The following is a 23,498-nucleotide window of genomic DNA, read 5'->3' on the forward strand; positions in this document are numbered from 1 at the left end:
CCGCCACGGGCCTCCCGTCCGCCGATGGGTCGCGTCTACCCGCGTTCCGTGTCGTCGCCGACGTCGGTACGGCCCGGCTCGTCCGTGGGGACGGTCTCGCCACGCGCCTCGGCTTCCAGGCGCTCCCGGATCTCGGCGCGGTAGCGGGTCCGTCGGATGCGGCGGGTCATGTCGATGACGAGCAGGATCGTCACGACGGCGACGAGGGCGATCGCGATGAACCCGACGACGCCCGGTGTGACGTCCACGTCCGGGACGGTCGAGGTCGGGCTGGGGCTCGGGGTGGCGGCGAGTACTGCCGCGATGGTGCTCACGCGTTGACGTCCTGTTCCGGTGGGATCCCCGCGAAGAGGTCGGACTCCGGCAGGTCGGTGGGCACACGTGCCTCCACCAGCTGGTAGTCCTCGGTCGGCCACACCGTCGCGAGGAGGTCGTTCGGCCAGTAGAAGAAGGGGCTGTCGGGCGGCACCTGGGACGCGTGCGCACGGAGCGCTGCGTCCCGGGCGTCGAAGTACTCGTGCACGTCCACGTGCGTCGTCGCGAGGTCCGGGCGGTCCGCGAAGCGCTCCACCCACTCGCCGAGCTGCGGGACCAGGGGGCTGTCCGGGTCGCGTTCCTTCAGGGCCTCGTAGAAGGCGGTGAAGCGGCGCGGGTTCATGGTGCGCTCGTAGTACAGCTTCGAGATCGCCCAGGGTTCCCCGGCGTCCGGGTACTTGTCCGGGTCGGCGGCGTCGCGCCAGGCGGCCACCGAGACCTCGTGCGTGCGGATGTGATCCGGGTGCGGGTAGCCACCGTTCTCGTCGTACGTGACCAGCACGTGCGGGCGGAACCGGCGGACCACGCGGACCAGTGCCTCGGTCGAGAACTCGAGCGGGACGGTCGAGAACGTGCCCGGGCGGACGGTCTCGCCCTTCTCCGCGTCCGGCAGGCCGGAGTCGTGGTACCCGAGCCAGAGGTGGTCGATCCCGAGCGCCGCCTGTGCCGCCGCCATCTCCCCGCGGCGGAAGCCCGCCATGTCGCGGTGCGCACGACTGGTCGCGGGTTCGCCGAGCTGGTCGTTGAGGATGTCGCCGGCTTCGCCGCCGGTGCAGGAGACGACCAGGACGTCGTCGCCCGCGGCCGCGTACTTCGCCGCGGTGGCCGCTCCCTTGCTCGACTCGTCGTCGGGATGGGCGTGGACGGCCATCAGACGGTGTGGCACGGGGATCCTCACGGTTCTCGATCGGGGACGCGGGTGATCCACGGAGACCGTGAACTACCCTGGGATCAGGATAATCACCCCGGGAGCCCCGAACTGTCCGAACAGCACAACCCGAGCACCACACGAACCACCGCAGCCGCCCTGGACGACCGCTACGGGCGGACCGCCGGCCGCACCCGCCGGACCCGGACGATCGCGATCGCCGCGGCCGCCGCGATCGTCGTCGTGTTCGGCGCCTGGGTGATCTGGGCGGGCCCCGGCCAGACCTCGCACGGCATCGACAGCGACGACGTGGGCTACGAGATCCTCTCGGCACACCGCGCGGTCGTGCACTCGCAGGTGTCGGTCGACCCGGGCACCGAGATGGACTGCGCCATCCAGGTGCTCGACAAGTCGTACACGATCGTCGGCTGGAAGGTCGTCTCGCTCCCCGCGGTGACCGAGCGCACCCGGTCCATCTCGACCGAGGTGAACACCACGACACGCGGCGTGACCGGCTTGATCCACACCTGCTGGGTTCCCTAGACTGCCGTGATTCGCCTGACGAGACCGACCGCTCCGGTCGGTCTCGTTCTTTCATGGCCGAAGGGATGACTTCCATGAGCAACGACACGCAGGCCATCTGGCTCACGCAAGAGGCACACGACCGTCTCACCGCTGAGCTCGAGGAGCTGAGCGGCGAAGGCCGTGCCGAGATCGCCCGCCGCATCGAAGCCGCGCGCGAAGAAGGCGACCTCAAGGAGAACGGCGGCTACCACGCAGCCAAGGACGAGCAGGGCAAGATCGAGGCGCGCATCCGCGTCCTCACCGAGCTCCTCAAGCACGCCACGGTGAGCGAAGCCGAGTTCGACGGCACCGTCGAACCCGGCACCGTCGTGACCGCGACGATCGCCGGCGACCCGTCGACGTTCCTCGTCGGCAGCCGCGAGATCGTGGCCGAAGGCTCGGACCTGACCGTCTACAGCCCGGTCAGCCCGGTGGGTGCCGCGATCGTCGGTCTCCGTGCCGGTGACACCGCGACGTACACCGCGCCGAACGGCAAGGAGATCACCGTCGAGGTGACGGACGTCGAGCGCTACGAGCCGTAGGGCCCGCACCCCGCACCGACAGGAGGCCCGTGGCGGGATCGCCACGGGCCTCCTGTCCGTCGTCGGGAGAGCCGACCGCCTCAGTGCAGCAGCTGCTCCGGGCGGAAGCCCGCCTCGTGGAGCCGCTGGATGACCTCTTCGGCGTGCTCGGGGCCGCGGGCTTCGATCGAGAGGTCCAGGGCGACCTCGCTGATCACGAGCCCCTGGCCGTGGCGGGTGTGCAGGACCTCCACCACGTTCGCGCCGGCGTCGGAGATGACCTGGGAGACCCGGGCGAGCTGCCCCGGGCGGTCCGGCAGCATGATCCGGATGCCGATGTAGCGCGACGCGGCGACGAGCCCGCGCGTGATGACCCGCTCCATCATGAGCGGGTCGATGTTGCCGCCGCTGAGGAGCACCACCGTGCGCCCGGTGTCCCGCACCGCGCCGGCCATGATCGCCGCGACGCCCACCGCACCGGCGGCTTCGACCACGAGCTTCGCGCGCTCGAGGAGGACCAGGAGCGCCCGGGCGGTGTCGTCGTCGGAGACCGTGACGATCTCGTCCACGAGGTCGCGGATGATCGGGAAGTTCAGTTCGCCGGGGCGGGCGACCGCGATGCCGTCGGCGATGGTCGGGCTCGTGGTGATCGTGACCGGTTCGCCGGCGTCGAGCGAGTCCGGGTACGACGCTGCGTTCTCGGCCTGCACACCGATGACCCGGATCGGCCGCCCGAGACGCTCGGCGAGGCCCTTCACGGCGATCGCGATGCCGGAGATCACACCGCCGCCGCCGATCGGCACGACGACCGTGTCGACGTCGGGGACCTGGTCGACGATCTCGAGGCCGAGCGTGCCCTGCCCGGCGATCACGTCGGGGTGGTCGAACGGCGGGATGAACACGGCGCCGGTCCGGGCCGCGAAGTCCTTGGCGGCCGACAGCGCTTCTTCGACGGAGTGCCCGCGGAGCACGACCTCGGCGCCGTAGTGCCGGGTGGCCTGCAGCTTCGGCAGCGCCACCCCGACCGGCGTGAAGATCGTCGCCGGGATGCCGAGCTCCCGAGCGGCGAGGGCGACGCCCTGCGCGTGGTTGCCCGCGCTCGCGGCGACGACGCCCTTCGCGCGCTGCTCGGCGGTCAGGGCGGAGAGCCGGTTGTAGGCGCCCCGGACCTTGTACGCACCGGTGCGCTGCAGGTTCTCGCACTTCAGGTGCACCGGGGAACCGAGGACCTCGGCGAGGAACTGCGAGGTCTCCATCGGGGTGACCCGAGCCACGCCCGCAATCGTCACGCGCGCCCGCTCGATGTCGTCGATGGTCGGGATCGTCGGCGCAGTGGTGTCGGTCACGGTCCCATCATCGTCGGTCCGGCCCGTCCTGACGAACCCGTGACGTCAGTTCGTGCTGGCGGTTCCCGGAGCGGCAGCCGGTTCCTTGTCGCTGCCGGGAGCCGGGACGTCGTCACGCGTGGTGTGGCGGCGTCGGCGCAGCAGCTGCAGCTGCCCGTGCTGCCCGCGCTTCGGTGTCGCTTCGAGGACGTGGTCCGAGTCGAGCCGGCGCCAGCGACCGCTCGCGATCGTGGTGACCATCGCGTTCAGTGTGGCGATGAGCGGCACGGCGAAGAACGCGCCGGCGATGCCCGCGAGACCGGACGCCGCGGTGACGCCGAGGACGACCGCGAGCGGGTGCACCTTGACCGCGTTGCCCATCACGAGCGGCTGGAGGATGTGCCCCTCGATCTGCTGGACCAGCAGGACGACCGCGAGCACGAGGACCGCGGCGACCGGCCCGTTGAAGATCAGGGCGACGAAGACGGCCAGGAAGCCGGTGACGATCGCACCGACGACGGGGATGAACGCGCCGAGGAACACGAACGCCGCGATCGGGATCACGAGCGGCATCCCGCCGAAGAACAGCCCGACGATGAACGCACCGAGGCCGATGCCGACCGCGTCGACGAACGCGACGAAGATCTGCACCCGGATGAAGCTCGTCAGGGTGATCCAGCCGGCCACGCCGGCACCGTCCACCGCGGCACGGGCCTTCTTCGGGAAGAGCCGGACAGTCCAGCGCCAGACGTTCTTGCCGTCGACGAGCAGGAAGATCGTCGTGAACAGGATGATGAACAGCGCTTCGAACGCGTGGGTCGCCCCCGAGCCGGCGCTCGCGACGCCGGACAGGATCGACGCCGAGTTGTCCTGCAGCCACTTCGTGCCGTCGTCGAGCCACCCGTTGACGTCGCTCTGGGTGATGCCGAGGCCGGAGTTCAGGACGAGGTCGCGGATGTTCGCGTACTGCGACACCGTGCGGTCACGGAGCGACGGGTACGACGCGATGACCTGGTCGACGACGAGCCACAGCAGCGCACCGATGGCCGCGAGACCGCCGAGCAGGCTGATCACGATCGCGAGCCACTTCGGCACGTGGTGCCGCTGCATCCAGTTCGAGATCGGCACGAGGAGCGCCGAGACCACGATGCCGACGAGGAACGGGATCAGGATCTCGCTGAAGATCGTCATCAGCCAGATGAAGAGCGCGATCACGCCGACGACGACGAGCACCCGCCAGGACCACGCGCCGGCGATCCGGATCCCCGTGGGCACCGACTCCTCGACCACGGGGTCGGGGTGCGACTTCCGCTCCACGACCACTGGTTCGACGACCGTCTTCCTGCCCCATGCCATGGCTGGAGTGTATCTGCGCGGCGGCCGACGTGTTCCAGATGCGGCATATGACCAGAGCGTCGCACGTCGGCGGTGCTCAGTAGGGTCGAGGCGTGCCCAGGACCACGCTCTCCGCCGCCGAGGCCCGCCGCGTCGCACTCGCCGCGCAGGGATTCGGACGGCCGCCGCTCGACACCGTCCCGACCCGGGGCATCAGCGCCGGGATCGGTCGGCTGGGGCTGCTGCAGATCGACTCGGTGAACGTCTTCGAGCGCAGCCACTACCTGCCGCTCTTCGCCCGGCTCGGCGCCTACGACCGGCAGGCCCTCGACCGCCTCACCCTGACCAAGCGCGGCTCGCACCTGGAGTACTGGGCCCACGAAGCGGCGTTCATCCCGCGCGACGACCTCCGGCTGTTCCGCTGGAAGATGGACGCGTTCCGGGTGCGTGACGCCGGCCCGACGCGGATCGACGGCGTCACCCGCACCGAGGCGGTCCGGCGCGAGCTGCACGCGCTCCTGGCGAGCGAGGGCCCGATGCCGGCGAGCGCGGTCGAGCACGAGTCGAACGTCCGGCGCGGTCCCTGGTGGGGCTGGAGCGACGTGAAGCTCGGGCTCGAGCAGATGTTCCGCTGGGGCGAAGCGGTGAGCGCCGGCCGGTCCGGGTTCGAGCGCGTGTACGCGCTGCCCGACCAGGTCCTGCCCGCCGGGTTCCTGGACACCGCACCGGCACGCCCCGACGCCATCCGCGAACTCGTCGCCCGGGCGTCCCGCGCCCTCGGGGTCGGCACGCGGGCGGACATCGCCGACTACTACCGGCTCCGGTCGGACGACACCGGCACGGCGATCGCCGAACTGCAGGACGCCGGCGTGCTCCTGCCCGTCCAGGTGGAGGGCTGGCGCGAGCGGGCGTGGATGCATGCCGAGGCCCGGGTGCCGCGGGCGCTCACGACCGACGCGGTCGTCAGCCCGTTCGACCCGGTCGTGTGGTTCCGGCGGCGGGCCGAGCGGATGTACGGCTTCCACTACCGGATCGAGATCTACACACCGGCGCCGAAGCGGGTCTTCGGCTACTACGTGCTCCCGGTGCTGCAGGACGACGCCCTGGTCGGTCGTGTCGACCTCAAGAGCGACCGGCAGCGCGGGGTCCTCCGCGTGCGGACGGCGTGGGAAGAGCCCGACGCCACGCTCGACCCGGAGCGCCTGGCCGCGACGATCCGCCGGGCCGCTGCGTGGCAGGGGCTCGACGACATCGAGGTGACCGACCGCGGCACCGCAGCCGCACGGCTCGCCGGAGCGCTGGGCGTCCCGCTCGCGCCCCACGTCGAGGCGGACGACGCCGACGCGCCCGAACCTGCCGAGGGCGACCCGCTCGAACCGGCCGGGCTCGCGGCACAGGACGCCGCGCAGGACGTCGGCTAGAAGCGGTCCTGGATGCCGCGGAGCCGCGCGATGCGGTCCGGCAGCGGCGGGTGCGTCGAGAAGAGCCGGTCCATCACACCCGGCTTCATCGGGTCCGCGATCCACAGGTGCGCCATCGAGGAGTTCTGCGTCCGCATCGGCTGCCCGTAGGCGCCGAGCTTCTCGAGCGCCCGCGCCAGCCCCTCGGGGTGCCGGGTGGTGAGCGCCCCGGTGGCGTCGGCGAGGTACTCGCGCTGCCGGGACACCGCCGCCTGCACGCCCATCGCGGCGATCGGTGCCACGATCACGGCGACGATCCCGGCGATGAGCAGGATCGGGTTCGCGCCGCCGCCGTTGTCGTTGTTCCGGTTCCGCCCGCCGGACAGTCCGCTGAAGATCGAGATGCGCAGGAGCACGTCGGCGATGAGCCCGACCGCGACCACCAGCCCGAAGACCATCGTCGACACCCGGATGTCGTAGTTCCGGACGTGTCCGAGTTCGTGCGCCATGACGCCCTCGAGCTCCTGGTCGTCCATGATCTCGAGCAGCCCGGTCGTCGCGGCCACGACCGCGTGCTCCGGGTCCCGGCCGGTCGCGAAGGCGTTCGGGGACGGATCGCGGATGACGAAGACGCGGGGCATCGGCATGCCGGTGGCGATCGCCAGGTTCTCCACCGTCCGCCAGAGCCGCGGCTCGGTGTTCCGGTCGATCTCGATGCCGCCCGCGATGGCGGTGGCCTGCCGCGCGGCGGTGAAGTACTGCAGCACGGCGTAGCCGAGTGCGACGACGAGGACGATGACGCCGATCGAGACGTTCCCCGCCAGGTACCCGCCGAGGAACCCGAGCGCGCCGATGATGACCAGGAACACCAGGACGATGACGACGGTGTTGCGCTTGTTCCGCGCGATCGCGCTGTACATCAGCGGCTTCCGGGACGGTGGGTCAGAACTGGACGCGCGGCGGTTCGGCGATCGCCGAGGGCTCGGCGGTCTCGAAGAAGGACGCTTCGCTGAACCCGCGGCGCTTGGCGAACGTGGAGTTCGGGAAGACCTTGATCTTCGTGTTGAGCTCGCGGACCCCGCCGTTGTAGAACCGCCGGGCCGACTGGATCTTGTCCTCGGTGTCGACGAGCTGGGTCTGCAGCTGCAGGAAGTTCTGGCTCGACTGCAGCTGCGGGTAGCCCTCGGCCACGGCGAACACGCTCTTCAGCGCCTTCTGCATGTGGCCCTCGGCGGCGGAGGCGGCGTCCGCGTCCCCGGCGCTGAGCGTCTCCGCACGGGCCTTCGTGACGTCGGTGAAGACGGCCTTCTCGTGGGTGGCGTACCCCTTCACCGTGTCGACGATGGTGGGGATCAGGTCGGCGCGCCGCTTGAGCTGCACCGAGATGTCACTCCATGCTTCGTCCACGCGGACCTTCAGCGTGACGAGCGAGTTGTACGTGACCCAGAGGTAGATCCCGACGATCACGAGGACCACGACCACCACGCCGACGACGATCAGGGTCGTGATGAGTCCGGTGTCCATGCGGGAGTGCTCCTCGTCGGGTCGGGTTCGGCCAGGTCAGGCCATCGACGATTCTAACGACGCTGCGTGCACGTGCCGCGCGCGAGCGGTGGTTCACGGGCGATTCCCCAGGCACGCACACCGGGCGTCCGGACAGGGGCCGGATCGCGCGGATCATCCGCGAGGTGTATTGACCGATGGGCCGTCGTCACGTGGGATGGAGGGGCATGAACACGCACGGGGACGACGTGGACACCAGGGCAGTCGGGGGCGACGGCCCCGTTCGTCGTGCCCGCGTGGGGGTGCTCGGCGGTCTCACCGCAGCCCTCGCGGCGGCGCTGCTCGCGCTGAGCGTCGCGCCCGCCGCGGCCGCGACGGGAGCCACCACTGCCGCGGCGGCGAACGGCGCCACCGCCGCCGCAGTCCCCGCGACGCCGACACCGACACCGGCGCCCACCCAGTCGCTGACCCGCCCGAGCGCCGCACCGACCGGCACCCCGACGTCGACCCCGAGCACCCCGCCGACCGGCCGACCGCCCGTCGACCCGACGATCGCCGACCCGGGCGACCTCACGAGCGCCACGGGCCGCTTCCACGGCACCGCGACCCCCGCCCACCGGGTCCGCGTGATCGATCCGAGGGTGACGAGTTCCTCGGTCTGCACGGCGACGACGAGCACCACCGGCGCCTGGTCCTGCTTCGGCCGCGTGCACACCGGCGCACAGCAGGTCTTCACGGTGCAGGACGTCTCCGACACCTCGCGCCACACCGCCGACGCTCCGGCTGCCGACGTCGTCGTGCCGCCCACCATCACCACGCGGGACCCCACCACCGGCACCGTCGTCGGCAGCGGCGACACGGGGACCACCGTGACCGTGTCGGTCTCCGGCTCGCCCGCGGTCCGCACGGCCACGGTCGGGTCCGACGGCCGCTGGGTCGTGTCCTGGTCGACCGGCGCGGCACCGCACCCGAGCGGCACGGTCACGATGACGGCCACCCAGACCGTCAGCACCGCGCGGGGCTACCGGTCCGACCTCCGGAGCGCCGCGTCCGCCCCGGTCTCGGTCACGTTCGACCGGACGCCACCGGCAGCGCCTCGGATCACCGCGCCGCGGACCGGACAGCGCGTCGCCGACCAGCCGCTCACCGTGCGCGGGACCGGGGAGCCCGCGGCTGCGGTGACGGTCTACGTCGACCGTGCCCCCGTCTGCGGTGCGACCGTCGGCAGCGACGGCGCGTGGTCGTGCTCGACCCGGGGCGTCCCGCTCGCCGCGGGCGCACGATCGGTCACCGCACTGCAGCACGACGCCGCGGGCAACCACTCGGCGTCCTCGACCGCCGTCGTGGTCCGGGTCGTCGGCGCATCCGGCAGCACCCCGGGTGCCACGGCCACCGGTCCGGGCAGCACCGCGTCCGGCAGCACGACCCCCGGCGGCCCGACGGCCGGCGGGACGACGCCGGACCCGGGCGGGGACGGCAGCAGCACGGGTGCACCGGGCACGGGCACGGGCGGCTCCGGTGGTGGCGCGGGCGGGAACGGCTCCGGCGACGGCAGCGCAGGCGCTGGCGCGGGTTCGAGCGGCGGCGCGGGCCACGGCATCGACTGGTCCGGTCCCGCCGGCGACTGGTCCGTCGCGACGACGTTCGACCAGACCGTCCCCACGATCCAGTCCTCGTTCTCCTGGCGCACCCTGCTGGTCGCCGCGGCCGTCGCAGCGGCGTTCCTCCTCCTCGTCGCGGGCCCGGTCCGACTCGTCGCCCGGTCGCTCCGCGGCCGCGTGTCCCTGCGACTCGCCTCGTTCACCGGCCGGAACCGTCCGCGTTCCGAGCGCCGCCGCGGGGACGACTCCCTGCCCGGGTGGGTGTCGGTCGGCATCGCCGTGGTGCTCGCCGCCGTCCTGACCCTGCTCGGGGTCGGCGTCGAACTCGAGGCGCGCTACGTCCGCCTCGCCATCGCCGTCCTCCTCGGCACCGCGGTGCTCACAGCAGGGGCGGTCCTGGCGACGCGGTGGGCCGCCGGAGCGGACCGGCACATGGTCGGCTACCGGGTCTCACCGTGGCTCGTGCTCACCGCCCTCGTGGCCTGCGCCGTCACCCGTACGGCGGACCTCTCCCCCGCGGTCGTGGTCGGCGTGCTGCTCGTCCCGGTCGGCCGGACCGACGTGGACACCGGCGCGATGCGCCTCGGGGCCGGGGTCGCCGCCTGCGCTCGGAGCGCCACTTGGCGGTCCGCCGCGCTCCTCGTCCTCGCCGCAGCGGGGTGGGTGCTGCACAGCCTCACGCTCGGCTCCGGGTTGTGGGTCTCGCTCGTGTCGGAGTTCGCGATCACGCTCTGCGTCGGCGGCCTCGGCTCGTTCGTGGTCACCCTCCTCCCCCTGCCCGGCTCGGCGGGCGGCGCGCTCTGGGCGCACTCGCGGACCCGGTACGCGTCGATCGCCGCCGTGGGCGTCGCGCTCGGTGCCGCCGTGTACTCCGGCACCGCCGGCACGCACGTCTCCCCCGTCGTGATGGCCGTCGTCGCCTGCGGGTGCGTCGCCGTCGCGGCCGCCACCTGGGTGTGGGTGCGCGTGCTGGAACCGGACACGCGCGCCTGAGCCGAACCGCGCCTCCCGACCGGGTGCACGTCCGGCAGAGCACCGGACCGGACCGGCCTGGAGGCTCGTCCCACCTCCGCCACGGCGACCCGCGTCGCCGACGCGGCCGGTCTCCGAGCGCGGCGCGTGCCACCCGGATCGGCGCGCGGATACGCTGACGGACGGTGCGACGGCAGCACCGGACGAGCCAGGGAGCGACGATGACCGAGACCCGATCCGACTACGACCCGACCCGCTTCCGCGAGGTCTTCGAGGGCAGCTACACCTACGCCAACGGCTTCGCGCGGAACACGCACCGCTTCGCCGCGCGGCCGGCCCTCCGAGACCCGGACTCCGACCGGTCGTGGACGTACGCCGAGCTCGGCGACGTGGTCGACCGGGTCGGCGGCTGGCTCGTCCGGCACGGGGTGGAGCGCGGTTCGGTCGTGATGGTGGAGCTGTTCAACTCCCCCGAGTTCGCGATGCTCTACCTGGCCTGCCACCGGATCGGCGCGGTGTTCTCGCCGACGAACTTCCGGCTCGCACCCGACGAGGTCGCCTTCATCGTCGACGACTCCGCCCCCGTCGTGCTCGTGTACGACGCGGCACGCGCGGAGGACCTCGCAGCTGCCCGCACCTCGGCGTCGCACCGGCCGGCACACGTCGTCGTGGTCGGCTCCGGTGATCCCGCGGTCGGCTCCGACGTCCCGTTCGCCGACCTCCTCGCCGACGAGCCCGTCACTGCCGACGAGCTCGCCGCCACCGAGCCGCGCTCCACGTACGACGAGACCACCCGCCTGTACACCTCGGGCACCACGGGACGGCCGAAGCCGGTCCCGCTGCCGAGCCTGGTGGAGGTGCTCAGCGCGCACGACGTCATCATGCACTTCCCGCTGAGCCCGTTCGACAAGACGCTCAACATGTCGCCGCTGTTCCACCGTGGCGGTCTGTACTCGGGCGGTCCGAACCCGGTGTTCTACGTCGGCGCCGAGCTCACCACGCTCCGGCACTTCGACCCAGACCGGGTGCTCGACCTCGTCGAGTCCGAGCGGCTGACCTTCCTGATCGGCGCGCCGCCGAACCTCGTGCAGCTCGCGAACGCGCAGGAGCGCCGACCGCGCGACCTCTCCTCCCTGAACGGCATCGTCACGATGGGCGCACCGCTCGACCGGGCAGCGGCGCTCCGCTACCAGGAGCTGCTCTCCCCGCGGATCTTCAACGGCTACGGCACCACCGAGACCTTCTGGAACACGTTCCTGCGCCCCGAGGACTTCCCGGACGGTGCCGGCTCGACCGGCCGCGCCTCCACCGACGACGACGTCGCCGTGGTCCGGGTGCACACGGACAAGCTGGCCGATCCGAGCGACACCGTGCCGAAGGACGGCAGCGAGATCGGCGAGTTCGCGGTGCGCACCGTGAAGTCCGGGTACTCGTACCGGAACCCGGGGCTCGAGGCGGAGAAGTTCGCGAACGGGTGGTTCTACCCGGGCGACCTCGCGACGTGGGACGAGCACGAGCGCGTGACGATCGTCGGGCGCAAGGACGACATGATCATCTCCGGCGGCGAGAACGTGCACCCGGTGCAGGTCGAGGCAGTGCTGCAGGAGCACGCGGGCGTCGCGGACTCCGTGGTGGTCGGGGTGCCCGACGACCGCTGGGGCGAGGTGGTCGTGGCGTTCGTGATCCGCGCGGACCAGGGGCTGCCCGCCGACGACGTGGCCGCGGCGGCGGCGCTCGAGGAGTGGACCGGGACGCACCCGGGGCTCGCGCGGTACAAGCGGCCGCGGCGGTACCGGTTCGTCACCGAGCTGCCGTACAACGCGACGGGCAAGAAGGTGCACTACCTCGCGAAGGCGACCGCCGCCGAGGACCAGGCCGCCGGCCGCTTCATCGAGCCGTAGGGGCGCTGGTCGCGCGGCCAGGAGGCGCTCTGGTCGCGCGCGTCAGTGTGTCGGCGTGCGGCGGGCGAAGAGGCCGGGCAGCAGCCCGCCGATCTTCGTGCCCACACACAGGCTCACGAACGTCGCGAGCGGCGTGGCAAGCGACTCCGGGTCGAACGTGGCGACGGCGACGAGCCCGACCGTGCCCGGCACGAGCAGCAGGAAGGCCGGCAGGAACGACACCGTCGCGGGGATCACCGGCACGAGCCGCTCGAGCCACCGCGTCGCGACGAACAGCACGGCCGCCGCGATGCCCGTCGCGACGACGCTCCCGACGAGCGGCGCGAGGCCGGACACGAGCGCGTAGGCCAGCACCATCACCACGATCGACGCGGCCGTGAGCTTCCAGCCGGCGCCGAACACCAGCCCGATCCCGATGGCGAGCACCCCGACGGCGACCCAGGACAGCCAGTACGGCGGGACGGACTCCCAGCCCGCCAGGTCGTTGCCGACCCCCGCGACCTCCCCCACGAGTGCGGCCGACGTCGGGTCGACGTGCAGGCCGGTGACGGCGCTGCCGGCGGCGATCCCGGCTGCCATGAACCCGAGGATGATGAGCCCCTGCATGAGCCGGGCCGACCCGGTCACGATGTCGGCCGCGGTGAGCTCGAGGAGCGCGTTCGTGATGAGCGCGCCGGGGACGAAGACCGCGACGGGTGCGCAGACGGCGAACAGCGGCACGTGGTCGAACCCGGTGCCGGCGGCCACGAGGCCGACGACCGCGGTCGAGACGAAGGCGGCGAGGAACGGGACGACGGCGACGGCCTCGCGGTACCGGCGGAGCAGCAGCCCGATGACGCCGACGACCGCGCCGACGCCGAGCGCGACGAGGATCGCCCACCACGGGCACCGGAACACGACGGCGAGCCCCGCAGAGGTCAGCGCGTTCCCGAGCACCCACGGCAGCGGTGCGGGCGGCCGGGTGCCGTCGCGGATCGCCCGGACCCGCGCCGGGATCTCGGCGAGGGCGATCGACCCGCTCTCCAGCCCGAGCACCAGGCGGTTCGCCCTGGCGGCCTGGCGGAAGGAGAGCTCGACGCCCTCGGCGTTCACGATCGTGGCAGCACCCGTCGAGGTCTCGCTCACGATCACCAGCGCGGGGAGCACCCCGACCGCGAGTTCCGGGCCGATGCCGGCGGCGTCGCGGGCCTTCTCGAGCGCCGAACGGACGTCGGTGACCGAGCTGCCGGCGTCGAGGAGCAGGGTGCCGAGCGTGCCGAGGAGCATCCCGACCGGGACGGTCTCGCCGTCGACGACCTCGACGTGCGCCTCTGGCTGCCGGAGGACTCCACGGAGGTTCGCGATCGCACTGCCGAATCCCACCACCGGAGCATGCTAACGGTCGCGGGTCACCCCGATGAGCAGGGGCGCTCAGCCCGTCGTCTGGACCGCCTGGGTCCGCAGCCGCATCTCGGTCGTGAACCCCTCGGTCTCCGGGTGCAGCTCGTCGTCCGGAGCGGACTGCACGAGCACCCCGATCGCCGGCGCGAGGAGGATGCTCGACGTCGTCGCCATGCCCCACCGGTCGACCGTCGGGACGTGCACGGTGTCGGCCAGACCGGCCTGGGCGAGGGCGGCGGCGTACTCCAGCACGGCGTACGCGGCGTCGTCCGTGGTGAGCACGGACGCAAGGCCGTAGATGATGTGTTTCACGGGCGGGGACCTCCCGGCCCGGAATCGCCACGAGACGGGGGACGACCTCGGCCGAACGGTACGCGCACTCCACGGTGCTTGCCCAGGTTCAGCCCATAGGTTTCGGGGAACCGCAGTTGCGGGAACTCTGAGTTCGGCCGAAGGGCTGTTCCTGATGGAAGCAGCCTCCATGCCGTCTTCATCGACCCTGTACCGACCCACCACCCCGCGTGCTCCGGGCGCCACCTCCGGCACCTCCACGTACAAGGACCTCCTCGAAGAGGTCCGCTCGGCTGGCCTCCTGGAACGCCGTGTCGGCTTCTACTGGACCGTGTTCGCCGTGCTCGTCGGTCTCGTCGCCGTCTGCTGGGCCGCCGTCGCCATGCTCGGTGGCTCGTGGTTCCAGCTGATCCCCGCCGCCGTCCTCGGCGCCCTGTTCACCCAGTTCGCGTTCCTGGCGCACGAAGCCGCACACCGGCAGGTGTTCGCCTCCCGCAAGTGGAACGACCACGCCGGGCGGGTGCTCGGCACCTTCCTCGTGGGGCTCTCCTACACGTGGTGGATGAACAAGCACAACCGTCACCACGGCAACCCGAACACCATCGGCAAGGACCCCGACATCGCGCAGGACACGGTGTCCTTCATCGAGGAAGACGCCGCCGAGCGTCGCGGACTGCTCCGCTACCTCACCCGTGTGCAGGGCTGGGCGTTCTTCCCGCTGCTGACGATGGAAGGCGCGAACCTGCACTTCCTCGGCGTCCGCGCACTCGTCACCGGCCAGCACATCAAGGGCACCGGGCGTGACCGCATCATCGAGGCCGTCCTGCTCGTCGCACGCTTCGCGCTGTACTTCTGGGCGATCTTCACGCTGATGCCGCTCGGCGTCGGCTTCGCGTTCCTCGGTGTCCAGCTCGCCGTCTTCGGTGTGATGATGGGCGGCTCGTTCGCGCCGAACCACAAGGGCATGCCGATCATCGCGGAGGGCGCCCGCATCGACTTCCTCTCCCGCCAGGTCCGCACCTCCCGCAACATCACGGGCGGCATCTGGGCCGACCACCTCTTCGGTGGCCTCAACCACCAGGCGGAGCACCACCTCTTCCCGAGCATGGCGCGGCCGAACCTGCGCCTCGCGAAGCCGATGGTGAAGGCGCACTGCGAGAAGCACAACATCCCCTACACCGAGGCGAGCCTCGGCAAGTCGTACGGCATCGTCGTCGCCTACCTCAACCGGGTCGGGCTCGCGGCGCGTGACCCGTTCACCTGCCCCATGGTCACGGGCTACCGCCTGCACTGAGGCGCGCACGGAACCACGAGACGGACACAGCACCGCGGGATCCCCGCGGTGCTGTTTCGTTGCTCGGTATCGGTACCCCCGGAGGGACTCGAACCCTCAGCTCAGCGATTTTAAGTCGCGTGCCTCTACCGATTGGGCCACGGGGGCAGGCTGCAACAGCCTAGCGACCAGCGCACACGCCTCGAACGGCTCGAACGCGAACGCCTCGAACGCCCCGAACGCCGAAGGGCGGCCACCCGGTGGGGTGACCGCCCTTCGGCGTGAGCGGAGTGCTACTTCGCGGTGGCCTTCTCGCCGTCGACCGGAGCGGCGTCCTTCGAGACGTCCTCGGCCGGGGTGGCGTACGCCGGACCGGCAGCGCCGGCGGGCGTGCCCGCTTCCGGAGCCGGAGCGGCAACGGCCGCGGGCTCCTCGGTCGCGGCGGGCTTCGGACGGGACGCGAACGCCTCGAACGCGGCGCGCGGGGTCTCACGGTCGTCGAGGGACGCGATGTCGCGGCCCAGGAAGAAGCCGCCGACCCAGTCGCCGATGACGCGCCACTTGCGCTCCCACGACGGCATCGCCATGCCGTGGTAGCCACGGTGCGCGCCCCAGGCGAGGAAGCCCTTCATGGCGAACTTGCCGGACTGGAAGACACCGATGCCGATGCCGAGACCCGCGACGGCGCCGAGGTTCTCGTGCTTGTAGTCGACCGTCGCCTCGCCGCGGAGCGTCGCGACGAGGTTCTTCGCGAGCTGCTTGGCCTGACGGACCGCGTGCTGGGCGTTCGGCACGCACATGCCGCCGACGCCACCACCGGTGAGGTCCGGCACGGCTGCGACGTCGCCACAGGCCCAGGCGTCCGCGATGACCGTGTCCTCGTCGACGACGCGGAGGTCGGGCTGCACGGTGATGCGGCCGCGCGGCTCGAGCGGGAAGTCGGTGCCCTTGACCATCGGGTTCGCCATCACGCCGGCGGTCCAGATGATGAGGTCGGACTCGACCGTCTGGATCGACTCGTCCTTGGCCTTGAGCTGGCAGACGCCACCGACGGCCGAGGCGAGCTGCGTGTCGAGGTGCACGTTCGCACCGCGCTGCGCGAGGTTCTTGAGCACCCAGTGCGAGGTCTCGAGCGAGACCTCGGGCATGATTCGGCCCATCGCCTCGACGAGGTGGAAGTGCGTGTCGTCGAAGGACAGCTCCGGGTAGCTCTTCAGCAGGTCGGTGACGAACGAGCGGAGCTCGGCGAACACCTCGATGCCGGCGAAGCCACCACCGACGACGACGACGGTGAGCAGGCGGTCACGCTCGGGACCGGCCGGCAGGTTCGACGCCTTGGCGAAGTTGGTGAGGACCTTGTCGCGGATCGCGGCGGCCTCTTCGATGGTCTTGAGGCCGATCGCCTCGTCCGCGACGCCCGCGATGGGGAACGTGCGGGAGACGGCACCGGCGGTCATCACGATCTGGTCGTAGGACTCTTCCCACGGCTCGCCGATCTCCGGCGTGATGGTCGCGGTCTTCGTGGCGTGGTCGACCTTCGTGACCTTCGCCGTGACGACGCGGGTCTTCTTGAGGTGACGACGGTGCGAGACGACCGCGTGGCGCGGCTCGATCGAACCGGCAGCCACCTCCGGCAGGAACGGCTGGTACGTCATGTACGGCAGCGGATCCACCATCACGACCTCAGCTTCGCCCTGGCGAAGGTGCTTCTCGAGCTTCCAGGCGGTGTAGAAGCCGGCGTAACCGCCGCCGACGACGAGGATCTTGGGCACGGGGAATGGTCTCCTTGGAGTGGGGGTGGTTGCCGGGCGGCTGGTCAGACTTCGCCGCCACCCGCCCCGACTCCAGCGTCTGCACCCTCATCATACGCCCGGCATTCGCACCGGTCGGGCGACCACGATGCGCGTTCGAGCGCGAGGTCGCCGATGGGGTTCACGCCGGGTCCGGCAGCGAGTGAGTGACCGACGAGGGCGTGCAGGCACTTCACGCGGACGGGCATGCCGCCCGCGCTGATGCCGTCGATCTCGTCGACGTGCTCGATGGACTCGCGGTCCGCGAGGTAGGCCTCGTGCGCCGCGCGGTAGCGCTCGGCGGTGTCGGGGTCATCGAGCAGCGCGGCGAGCTCGGGCATGACCCCGGTCGCCTCGAGTGTGCTGACGGCAGCGGTGGCCGCCGGGTGGCACAGGTAGTACAGCGTGGGGAACGGTGTGCCGTTCGACAGCCGCGGCTTCGTGGCGACCACCGTCGGGTTGCCGCAGACGCAGCGTGCCGCGATGCCGACGACGTCGCGAGCGGGGCGGCCCAGCTGGGCCGACACCACCTGCACGTCGTGGTCGGACGGCGGGTCGAACGGAGGGGTCGTCACGGGTACAAGAGGCTACCCGAGTTCCGCGGCTCCCCGCACCGTGTGACGACGGGCGGTCAGTTCGAGGAGTTCCCCGTGCCGGAGACGTCGGGTGCGACGAGCTCCTGCGTGGTCTCCTCGGACAGGCCGGACTTCAGCACGGACGACATCATCGCCTGCACCCAGTCCACCTTCGGCGTCTGCACCTTCGCGCTCACGGGGGTCCCGGAGTCCGTCGTCGGGGAGTCGTCGGAGGTGCTCGTGCCCTCGCCCATCACCAGGAAGCTCTGCTCCCCCGGGTACACGTAGAGCAGCCGGTCACGGGCCTGCGCCTCGATGTAGGCGGGGTCGTCCCAGCGCGCGACGTCCTTCTGCTTCTGCGCGACGTCGGACTTCTGCGCCGCCACCTCACGCTGCTGCTGCGCGATCTGCTCCTGCTGCTGGATGAGCGTCCGGAGCGACGGGGCGAGGACCACGACGAACAGCACGATGATCGCGAGCATGAGCAGGCTGAACCCGGAGAACCGGATCGAGCGGTACCACGGCTGCTCGGCCGTGCCGCCCTCGGGCATCGCCACGGGGACGCGGCGGACGCGGGGCTTCTGGCTGGGCACGTCACGACGATAACCCGGCCGTCGGCATGGTCCGCGCCGCCGCGCCTGCGTTTCGGCCCCTTCCCAGCCGGGCGCACGGGACGACACGCAGACGCGCCCCGTGCCGTGGTCCGGATGAGCGGACGGGAGGCACGGGGCGCGTCGGGTGGACGACCTGCGTCCGGTGTGCTGCTCGCTAGAGGGTCTGTGCCCCTACAGCGCTGCGGCGCGCGGGAACGCGGTGCGGCCGGCGTAGACCGCGGCGTCGCCGAGCTCTTCCTCGATGCGGAGGAGCTGGTTGTACTTCGCGACGCGGTCCGAGCGGGCCGGGGCGCCGGTCTTGATCTGGCCACCGTCGACAGCCACCGCGATGTCCGCGATGGTGGTGTCCTCGGTCTCGCCGGAGCGGTGCGAGAGGATCGCCGTCATGCCGTGGCGCTGCGCGAGCGACACCGCGTCGAGGGTCTCGGTCAGCGTGCCGATCTGGTTCACCTTGACCAGGATCGAGTTGCCGGCCTTCTCGTCGATGCCCCGCTGCAGGCGCTTCGGGTTGGTGACGTAGAGGTCGTCGCCGACGATCTGCACCTTGCCACCGAGCTCGGCGGTGAGGTGGGTCCAGCCTTCCCAGTCGTCCTCGGCCAGCGGGTCCTCGATGGTGACGAGCGGGTAGTTCGCGACCAGGTCGGAGAAGTAGCTCGTGAACTCCTGCGAGGAGAGCTGCTTGCCCTCGAAGTTGTACTTGCCGTCCGCGAAGAACTCGGTGGAGGCGACGTCGAGCCCGAGGGCGATGTCCTTGCCCGGGGTGAAGCCGGCCTTCTCGATCGCGGCGACGAGGAAGTCGAGCGCCGCACGGTTCGACGCGAGCTCCGGCGCGAAGCCGCCCTCGTCGCCGAGGCCGGTCGCCAGGCCCTGCTTCTTCAGCTCGCCCTTGAGGGCGTGGTAGGTCTCGACGCCCCAGCGGAGCGCTTCGGAGAACGACTCGGCGCCGTAGGGCACCAGGAAGAACTCCTGGATGTCGACGTTGGTGTCGGCGTGCGCGCCACCGTTGACGACGTTCATCAGCGGGACGGGCAGCGTGTGCGCGTTCGGGCCGCCGAGGTACCGGAAGAGCGGCAGGTCGGCCGAGTCGGCGGCGGCGCGGGCGACGGCGAGCGAGGCGCCGAGGATCGCGTTCGCACCGAGGCGCGACTTGTTCTCGGTGCCGTCGAGCTCGATGAGCGCGGCGTCGACGAGACGCTGGTCGGTGGCGTCGAAGCCCTCGAGCGCGGGGCCGATCTCGTCGAGCACCGCCTCCACTGCCTTGAGGACGCCCTTGCCGCCGTAGCGGGATGCGTCTCCGTCGCGCAGCTCATATGCCTCGAAGGCGCCGGTGGAGGCACCGGACGGGACGAGCGCGCGCGAGACGACGCCGTCGTCGAGGAGGACCTCGACCTCGACCGTCGGGTTGCCTCGGGAATCGAGGACTTCGCGTGCTCCTACGGCATCGATCACGGCCACGGGGTACTCCCTACACGTTGCGGTTGTGGTTCTTGCGGGGTCGATCCTACCGACGACGGGTGAACGGTTTCGCGCCGCGTCGGACGGACTGTGGAGAACTCAGGCGAGCGGGCGGAACTCCACACCCGCGAGCGAGGTGGTGTCGGCGTTCACGGTGGCGAAGGAGCCGAAGCCCTGCGCCGCCAGCCCCGCGAGCAGGTTCTTCGTGTTCTTGGTCCGTCGTTCGAGGCGGACACGCTGGTGCTGCTCGAGCGCCTCGCCCTTGAGCGCCGCGAGCCGCACCGGGTCGACGTCCTTGTCGTACACGAGCACCACGGCATCGGAGGTCGCCGCTTCCGGCAGGGTCACGAGGTCCACGAGCCGCTCGAAGCCGAGCGAGAAGCCGACCGCCGGGACGTCCTGGCCGAGGAAGCGACCGATCATGCCGTCGTACCGGCCACCACCGCCCAGGCTGTAGCCGAAGTCCGGGTGCGCCACCTCGAAGATCGTCCCCGTGTAGTACCCCATGCCGCGCACGAGCGTCGGGTCGAAGCGGAGGTCGACGCCCGGCAGCGCCTCGCGCAGTCGGAGGAGGTCGGCGAACGCGTCCGCGTCGAGCCAAGGCGCGCCGGTCACGCTCGCCCAGTCGGCGTCCTCGAGTGCACGGATCGTCTGCTCGAGGTCGGGGACGTCGACGCCGACGGTGTCGACGAGTTCGCGGGCGACGCCGTTCGGGCCGATCTTGTCGAGCTTGTCGATCGTGATGAGCGCCCGGTCCGCCGCGGTCGGGTCGGTGACGCCCCACGAGGCGAGGAGCGCGATGAGGATGCGCCGGTCGTTGATGCGGATCGACGTCCCGGTGATCCCGAGCGCGTCGAGTGCGGCCGTCGTGGCGCGGATGAGCTCGATCTCCGCGAGCTGTCCCGGCTCACCGAGGATGTCGATGTCGCACTGCACGAACTGCCGGTAGCGCCCCTTCTGCGGACGCTCGGCACGCCAGACCGGGGCGATCTGCACGGAGCGGAACACGGTCGGCAGCTCCGCGCGGTGCGAGGCGTAGAACCGGGCGAGCGGCACCGTGAGGTCGAAGCGGAGCCCGAGGTCGGCGAGGTCGAGCGGGGCCTCGGCGCTCCGGAGGTCCTCGACGGTGAGGCCGCGCCGCATCACGCCGAACGCGAGCTTCTCGTTGTCCCCGCCGAGCCCGGAGTGCAGCCGCGCGGCGTCCTCGACGACGGGGGTCTCGATCTCGTCGAAGCCGTGCCGCGCGTACACGCCACGGATCACGCCGAGGACGTGCTCGCGACGCGCCTTGTCCGCGGGGAGGAAGTCACGCATGCCACGGGGTGCCGTCACGGTCGTCGCCATGGGGTCAATCCTGTCAGATCGGGACGCGAGCTTGCGGACCATCCGACCTACTGACATACTGGATCCAGAACCTCGGTTCATGAAGCGCCTGATCCGCTTCCGAACCGATCGCGTGGGCAACGTGCTGCAGTGTGCCCCGCGGTTCGAGCGGGCTTCCCTGCCGGCGCCACTATCCCTGGTGGCGTCGTCTGCCCGCTCGCGGGCGTCCTCCTTTTTTCGGGTTGGGAGGACGCCCGCACTCTCGTCTTGCTCGTCGACGGTCGGGCCTCGGCTCGTCGCTGTCCGACTCTGGTCAGGCCTCGGCTGCTGCGCGCCCCTCGGTCTCCAGCAGCCGCACCGCCGCGCGGAGGCTCTCGATCGCATCGATCCCGTCGCGCTCAGCGGCCGCGACCGACGCGAGCATCGACACGCCCCACGCGACGTCGGACGTGGCGACCGGACCGCCGGACGCACCGACGGGCGTGGCGCCGGCCCCGGCCAGCTCCACGACGGACGCGACCACCGCGTCGGCGGACCCACGTTCTTCCAGGCGTTCCAGCAGTTTCACCGCCCGCTCCAGCGGCGGCATCGCGCGCGGCACCCCGTCGAACGCACTCGTCCGCGACGACTTCTCGGCCGCCTTCGCGGCACGCCAGACCCGGACCACGTCCTCGACGGTGTCGGCCCGCTCGTCGCCGAAGACGTGCGGGTGGCGGCGGACCATCTTGTCCCGCACGGACGCCGCCACGTCCTCGAGGTCGAACTCCCCGGCACGTGCGGCGATGCCCGCGTGCAAGACCACCTGGTACAGCACGTCGCCGAGCTCCTCACGGAGTTCGCCGACGTCCTCGTCCTCGATGGCGTCGACGAGTTCGTACGCCTCCTCGACCGCGTACCGCGCGAGGGTGCGGTGCGTCTGCTCGCGGTTCCAGACGCATCCGCCGTCCGGGTCCAGCAGGCGGTCGACGACGGCGATGAGGTCGGAGACGGCGGTCATCGGGCCAGTATCCGGTATCGTTGCGAGTGGCGTGTCGGGAAGTCTGGTCGACGGACCGTTTCCCGACCCTCGTACGGAGTCCCATGCTGGCAGTCGTCCGCTCCCCCCGCTTCAGCGCCGTCGCCCTGCTCACCGCGGCCGTGTTCGGCCTCGTCCTGGCGAACACCCCCGCCGGCCCGGGCCTCGAACACCTGCTGCACCTGCGCGCACCCTGGGGTGCGGTGGGCCTCGACCTCTCGGTGGCGCACTGGATCAGCGACGGACTCCTCGCGGTGTTCTTCCTGCTCGTCGCGATCGAGCTGAAGCACGAACTCGTCGTGGGCGAGCTGTCGAACGCGAAGACCGCGATCGTCCCCGCGATCGCGGCCGTCGGCGGTGTGCTGGTCCCCGCCGGCATCTACCTCGCGGTGACCGCCGGCACGCAGTACACGCACGGCTGGCCGATCCCCACGGCGACCGACATCGCGTTCGCGCTCGGGGTCCTCGCGATGTTCGGGCGCGGGCTGCCGTCGACGCTCCGGGTGTTCCTGCTGGCGTTGGCGGTGCTCGACGACCTCATCGCGATCGTCATCATCGCCGTGGTGTTCGCGCACGACACGAACTTCCTCGCCCTCGGCGGTGCCGCCGTCGTCCTGGTCCTGTTCTGGCTGCTCGGACGCATGCTCCGTCCCGGTCGACCGGGACAGGCGTGGATGATCGCGGCGATGGTCGTGCTCGGCGTCCTGACCTGGTGGCTCGTCTACCACTCGGGCGTGCACGCGACGATCGCCGGGGTCGCGCTCGGGCTCGTGCTGCCCCGGCGCCCCGGGCACACCCTGCACGAGCGCGTGGAGCCCTGGTCGAACGCGATCGTCCTGCCGGTGTTCGCGTTCGCGTCGGCCGCGGTGATGATCCCCGCCGTCGGCATCAGCGAGCTCTCCCCCACCTTCTGGGCCGTCGTCCTGGCGCTGCCCGTCGGCAAGGTGATCGGCATCACGCTGTTCGGGTCAGTCGCCACGCGGATCTTCCGCGGTCCGGGGCGTCCCTCGCTGTCGTTCATGTCGATCGTCACCGTCGGGGTGCTCGGCGGCATCGGCTTCACCGTCTCGCTGCTGATGAACGAGCTCGCGTTCGCGTCGAACGAGGAGATCGTCGACGAGGGCGTGCTCGCGGTCCTGGTGGGCTCGGGCATCGCGATGGTCGCCTCGGCGATCGTCGTCAGCATCCGGGCGCGCCAGTACCGCGCGCGCCGCGAGCTCTCCGAGGCCGAGTCCACCGAGTAGCGCCGCGGGGTGCGTCCGCCACGACCCGCTCCGCCCGGCGCCCGCGGACTCGGAACGACTCCCTCGCTGTCGTACGACAACGGTCTCGTCGTTGCTTGCGGACGCAACGATCTCGGCGGAGTCGGTACGACAGGGTCGCTGTCGTACGACAACGGTCTTGTCGCTGGTTGCGAGCGCGCGCAAACGCGCGCGCGGTGAGCGTGCGCAGACGCGAGCGCAGTGAGCGCGAGCAG

At 71.4% G+C, this 23,498-nt stretch carries 21 protein-coding genes and 1 tRNA gene; 7 read left to right on the forward strand and 15 right to left on the reverse strand.

Annotation, left to right across the window (positions count from 1 at the left end; genetic code table 11):
- Positions 1 to 35: 35 nt before the first annotated feature.
- Both EDF55_RS06865 and mca read right to left on the reverse strand, forming a co-directional pair.
- Complete coding sequence (locus EDF55_RS06865; RefSeq protein WP_123654192.1) at positions 36 to 314, reverse strand: hypothetical protein; 279 nt, start codon at positions 312 to 314, stop codon at positions 36 to 38.
- Positions 311 to 1,201 (reverse strand): mycothiol conjugate amidase Mca, encoded by an 891-nt coding sequence (gene mca / locus EDF55_RS06870; protein ID WP_123654193.1) that lies wholly within the window; start codon positions 1,199 to 1,201, stop codon positions 311 to 313. Before mca ends, EDF55_RS06865 begins: the two co-directional genes overlap by 4 nt.
- A gap of 33 nt (positions 1,202 to 1,234) precedes the next feature.
- Between mca and EDF55_RS06875 the strand changes: the two genes are divergently transcribed.
- Both EDF55_RS06875 and greA read left to right on the forward strand, forming a co-directional pair.
- The gene (locus tag EDF55_RS06875) at positions 1,235 to 1,726 is read left to right on the forward strand and encodes a DUF4307 domain-containing protein (RefSeq protein WP_123654194.1); all 492 of its coding nucleotides are present in this window, start codon (positions 1,235 to 1,237) and stop codon (positions 1,724 to 1,726) included.
- Positions 1,727 to 1,800: 74 nt separating this feature from the next.
- Entirely contained in the window at positions 1,801 to 2,289 is a 489-nt protein-coding gene (greA, locus tag EDF55_RS06880; RefSeq protein WP_123654195.1) for a transcription elongation factor GreA, read from the forward strand.
- Positions 2,290 to 2,369: 80 nt separating this feature from the next.
- On the opposite strand, the gene ilvA is transcribed toward greA, so the two are convergent.
- Both ilvA and EDF55_RS06890 read right to left on the reverse strand, forming a co-directional pair.
- The gene (ilvA, locus tag EDF55_RS06885) at positions 2,370 to 3,614 is read right to left on the reverse strand and encodes a threonine ammonia-lyase (protein WP_123654196.1); all 1,245 of its coding nucleotides are present in this window, start codon (positions 3,612 to 3,614) and stop codon (positions 2,370 to 2,372) included.
- Positions 3,615 to 3,659: 45 nt separating this feature from the next.
- Positions 3,660 to 4,949, reverse strand: coding sequence for an AI-2E family transporter (locus EDF55_RS06890; protein ID WP_243698305.1), 1,290 nt, complete (start codon positions 4,947 to 4,949; stop codon positions 3,660 to 3,662).
- Between the two features lie 92 nt (positions 4,950 to 5,041).
- Between EDF55_RS06890 and EDF55_RS06895 the strand changes: the two genes are divergently transcribed.
- Positions 5,042 to 6,349 carry a winged helix-turn-helix domain-containing protein gene (locus tag EDF55_RS06895; protein WP_123654197.1) on the forward strand — a complete coding sequence of 436 codons (1,308 nt, stop codon included), beginning with the start codon at positions 5,042 to 5,044 and terminating at the stop codon, positions 6,347 to 6,349.
- On the opposite strand, the gene EDF55_RS06900 is transcribed toward EDF55_RS06895, so the two are convergent.
- Together EDF55_RS06900 and EDF55_RS06905 are read right to left on the reverse strand one after the other, a co-directional pair.
- On the reverse strand, positions 6,346 to 7,248 hold the full coding sequence (locus EDF55_RS06900; RefSeq protein ID WP_123654198.1) for a M48 family metalloprotease: 903 nt from the start codon (positions 7,246 to 7,248) through the stop codon (positions 6,346 to 6,348). The genes EDF55_RS06895 and EDF55_RS06900 overlap by 4 nt on opposite strands.
- A gap of 22 nt (positions 7,249 to 7,270) precedes the next feature.
- Positions 7,271 to 7,837, reverse strand: a complete 567-nt coding sequence (locus EDF55_RS06905) for a LemA family protein (RefSeq protein WP_123654707.1) — start codon at positions 7,835 to 7,837, stop codon at positions 7,271 to 7,273.
- A 221-nt stretch (positions 7,838 to 8,058) separates the two neighbouring features.
- Between EDF55_RS06905 and EDF55_RS06910 the strand changes: the two genes are divergently transcribed.
- Together EDF55_RS06910 and EDF55_RS06915 are read left to right on the forward strand one after the other, a co-directional pair.
- A complete protein-coding gene (locus EDF55_RS06910) occupies positions 8,059 to 10,425 on the forward strand; it encodes an Ig-like domain-containing protein (protein ID WP_123654199.1) in 2,367 nt (788 codons plus the stop codon).
- Positions 10,426 to 10,625: 200 nt separating this feature from the next.
- On the forward strand, positions 10,626 to 12,305 hold the full coding sequence (locus tag EDF55_RS06915; protein WP_123654200.1) for a class I adenylate-forming enzyme family protein: 1,680 nt from the start codon (positions 10,626 to 10,628) through the stop codon (positions 12,303 to 12,305).
- A gap of 42 nt (positions 12,306 to 12,347) precedes the next feature.
- Here the strand turns inward: EDF55_RS06915 and EDF55_RS06920 are convergent, their stop codons facing one another.
- Both EDF55_RS06920 and EDF55_RS06925 read right to left on the reverse strand, forming a co-directional pair.
- A complete protein-coding gene (locus EDF55_RS06920; RefSeq protein ID WP_260233432.1) occupies positions 12,348 to 13,667 on the reverse strand; it encodes a threonine/serine exporter family protein in 1,320 nt (439 codons plus the stop codon).
- Between the two features lie 48 nt (positions 13,668 to 13,715).
- On the reverse strand, positions 13,716 to 13,997 hold the full coding sequence (locus EDF55_RS06925; protein ID WP_123654201.1) for a hypothetical protein: 282 nt from the start codon (positions 13,995 to 13,997) through the stop codon (positions 13,716 to 13,718).
- Positions 13,998 to 14,151: 154 nt separating this feature from the next.
- Here EDF55_RS06925 and EDF55_RS06930 point away from each other — a divergent pair, with 154 nt between their 5' ends.
- Positions 14,152 to 15,270 (forward strand): acyl-CoA desaturase, encoded by a 1,119-nt coding sequence (locus EDF55_RS06930; RefSeq protein WP_260235850.1) that lies wholly within the window; start codon positions 14,152 to 14,154, stop codon positions 15,268 to 15,270.
- Between the two features lie 73 nt (positions 15,271 to 15,343).
- On the opposite strand, the gene EDF55_RS06935 is transcribed toward EDF55_RS06930, so the two are convergent.
- The 7 genes from EDF55_RS06935 to EDF55_RS06965 all read right to left on the reverse strand — a co-directional run bounded on the left by EDF55_RS06935 (position 15,344) and on the right by EDF55_RS06965 (position 22,003).
- Positions 15,344 to 15,417, reverse strand: a tRNA-Leu gene (locus EDF55_RS06935).
- 125 nt (positions 15,418 to 15,542) lie between these two features.
- Positions 15,543 to 17,021 (reverse strand): NAD(P)/FAD-dependent oxidoreductase, encoded by a 1,479-nt coding sequence (locus tag EDF55_RS06940; RefSeq protein WP_123654203.1) that lies wholly within the window; start codon positions 17,019 to 17,021, stop codon positions 15,543 to 15,545.
- A gap of 44 nt (positions 17,022 to 17,065) precedes the next feature.
- Positions 17,066 to 17,614: a DUF501 domain-containing protein gene (locus tag EDF55_RS06945; RefSeq protein WP_123654204.1), complete on the reverse strand. Its 549-nt coding sequence runs from the start codon at positions 17,612 to 17,614 to the stop codon at positions 17,066 to 17,068.
- Between the two features lie 56 nt (positions 17,615 to 17,670).
- The gene (locus tag EDF55_RS06950) at positions 17,671 to 18,207 is read right to left on the reverse strand and encodes a septum formation initiator family protein (RefSeq protein WP_185017203.1); all 537 of its coding nucleotides are present in this window, start codon (positions 18,205 to 18,207) and stop codon (positions 17,671 to 17,673) included.
- Between the two features lie 192 nt (positions 18,208 to 18,399).
- Entirely contained in the window at positions 18,400 to 19,683 is a 1,284-nt protein-coding gene (gene eno / locus EDF55_RS06955; protein WP_123654205.1) for a phosphopyruvate hydratase, read from the reverse strand.
- A 99-nt stretch (positions 19,684 to 19,782) separates the two neighbouring features.
- Entirely contained in the window at positions 19,783 to 21,027 is a 1,245-nt protein-coding gene (gene hisS, locus EDF55_RS06960) for a histidine--tRNA ligase (protein ID WP_123654206.1), read from the reverse strand.
- Between the two features lie 292 nt (positions 21,028 to 21,319).
- Positions 21,320 to 22,003: a MazG family protein gene (locus EDF55_RS06965; protein ID WP_123654207.1), complete on the reverse strand. Its 684-nt coding sequence runs from the start codon at positions 22,001 to 22,003 to the stop codon at positions 21,320 to 21,322.
- Positions 22,004 to 22,086: 83 nt separating this feature from the next.
- Between EDF55_RS06965 and nhaA the strand changes: the two genes are divergently transcribed.
- Positions 22,087 to 23,265: a Na+/H+ antiporter NhaA gene (gene nhaA, locus EDF55_RS06970; protein ID WP_185017205.1), complete on the forward strand. Its 1,179-nt coding sequence runs from the start codon at positions 22,087 to 22,089 to the stop codon at positions 23,263 to 23,265.
- Positions 23,266 to 23,498 lie beyond the last annotated feature (233 nt).

The sequence above is a fragment of the Curtobacterium sp. ZW137 genome (genome assembly GCF_003762905.1).
Taxonomy (GTDB): Bacteria; Actinomycetota; Actinomycetes; order Actinomycetales; family Microbacteriaceae; genus Curtobacterium.

What these genes read in the sequence shown, in the direction of transcription:
- greA (WP_123654195.1), top strand. Translation starts at nt 1,801, where the DNA reads ATGAGCAACGACACGCAGGCCATCTGGCTCACGCAAGAGGCACACGAC.
- EDF55_RS06890 (WP_243698305.1), bottom strand. Translation starts at nt 4,949, where the DNA reads ATGGCATGGGGCAGGAAGACGGTCGTCGAACCAGTGGTCGTGGAGCGG.
- EDF55_RS06900 (WP_123654198.1), bottom strand. Translation starts at nt 7,248, where the DNA reads ATGTACAGCGCGATCGCGCGGAACAAGCGCAACACCGTCGTCATCGTC.
- EDF55_RS06910 (WP_123654199.1), top strand. Translation starts at nt 8,059, where the DNA reads ATGAACACGCACGGGGACGACGTGGACACCAGGGCAGTCGGGGGCGAC.
- EDF55_RS06915 (WP_123654200.1), top strand. Translation starts at nt 10,626, where the DNA reads ATGACCGAGACCCGATCCGACTACGACCCGACCCGCTTCCGCGAGGTC.
- EDF55_RS06930 (WP_260235850.1), top strand. Translation starts at nt 14,152, where the DNA reads ATGGAAGCAGCCTCCATGCCGTCTTCATCGACCCTGTACCGACCCACC.
- hisS (WP_123654206.1), bottom strand. Translation starts at nt 21,027, where the DNA reads ATGGCGACGACCGTGACGGCACCCCGTGGCATGCGTGACTTCCTCCCC.
- EDF55_RS06965 (WP_123654207.1), bottom strand. Translation starts at nt 22,003, where the DNA reads ATGACCGCCGTCTCCGACCTCATCGCCGTCGTCGACCGCCTGCTGGAC.
- nhaA (WP_185017205.1), top strand. Translation starts at nt 22,087, where the DNA reads ATGCTGGCAGTCGTCCGCTCCCCCCGCTTCAGCGCCGTCGCCCTGCTC.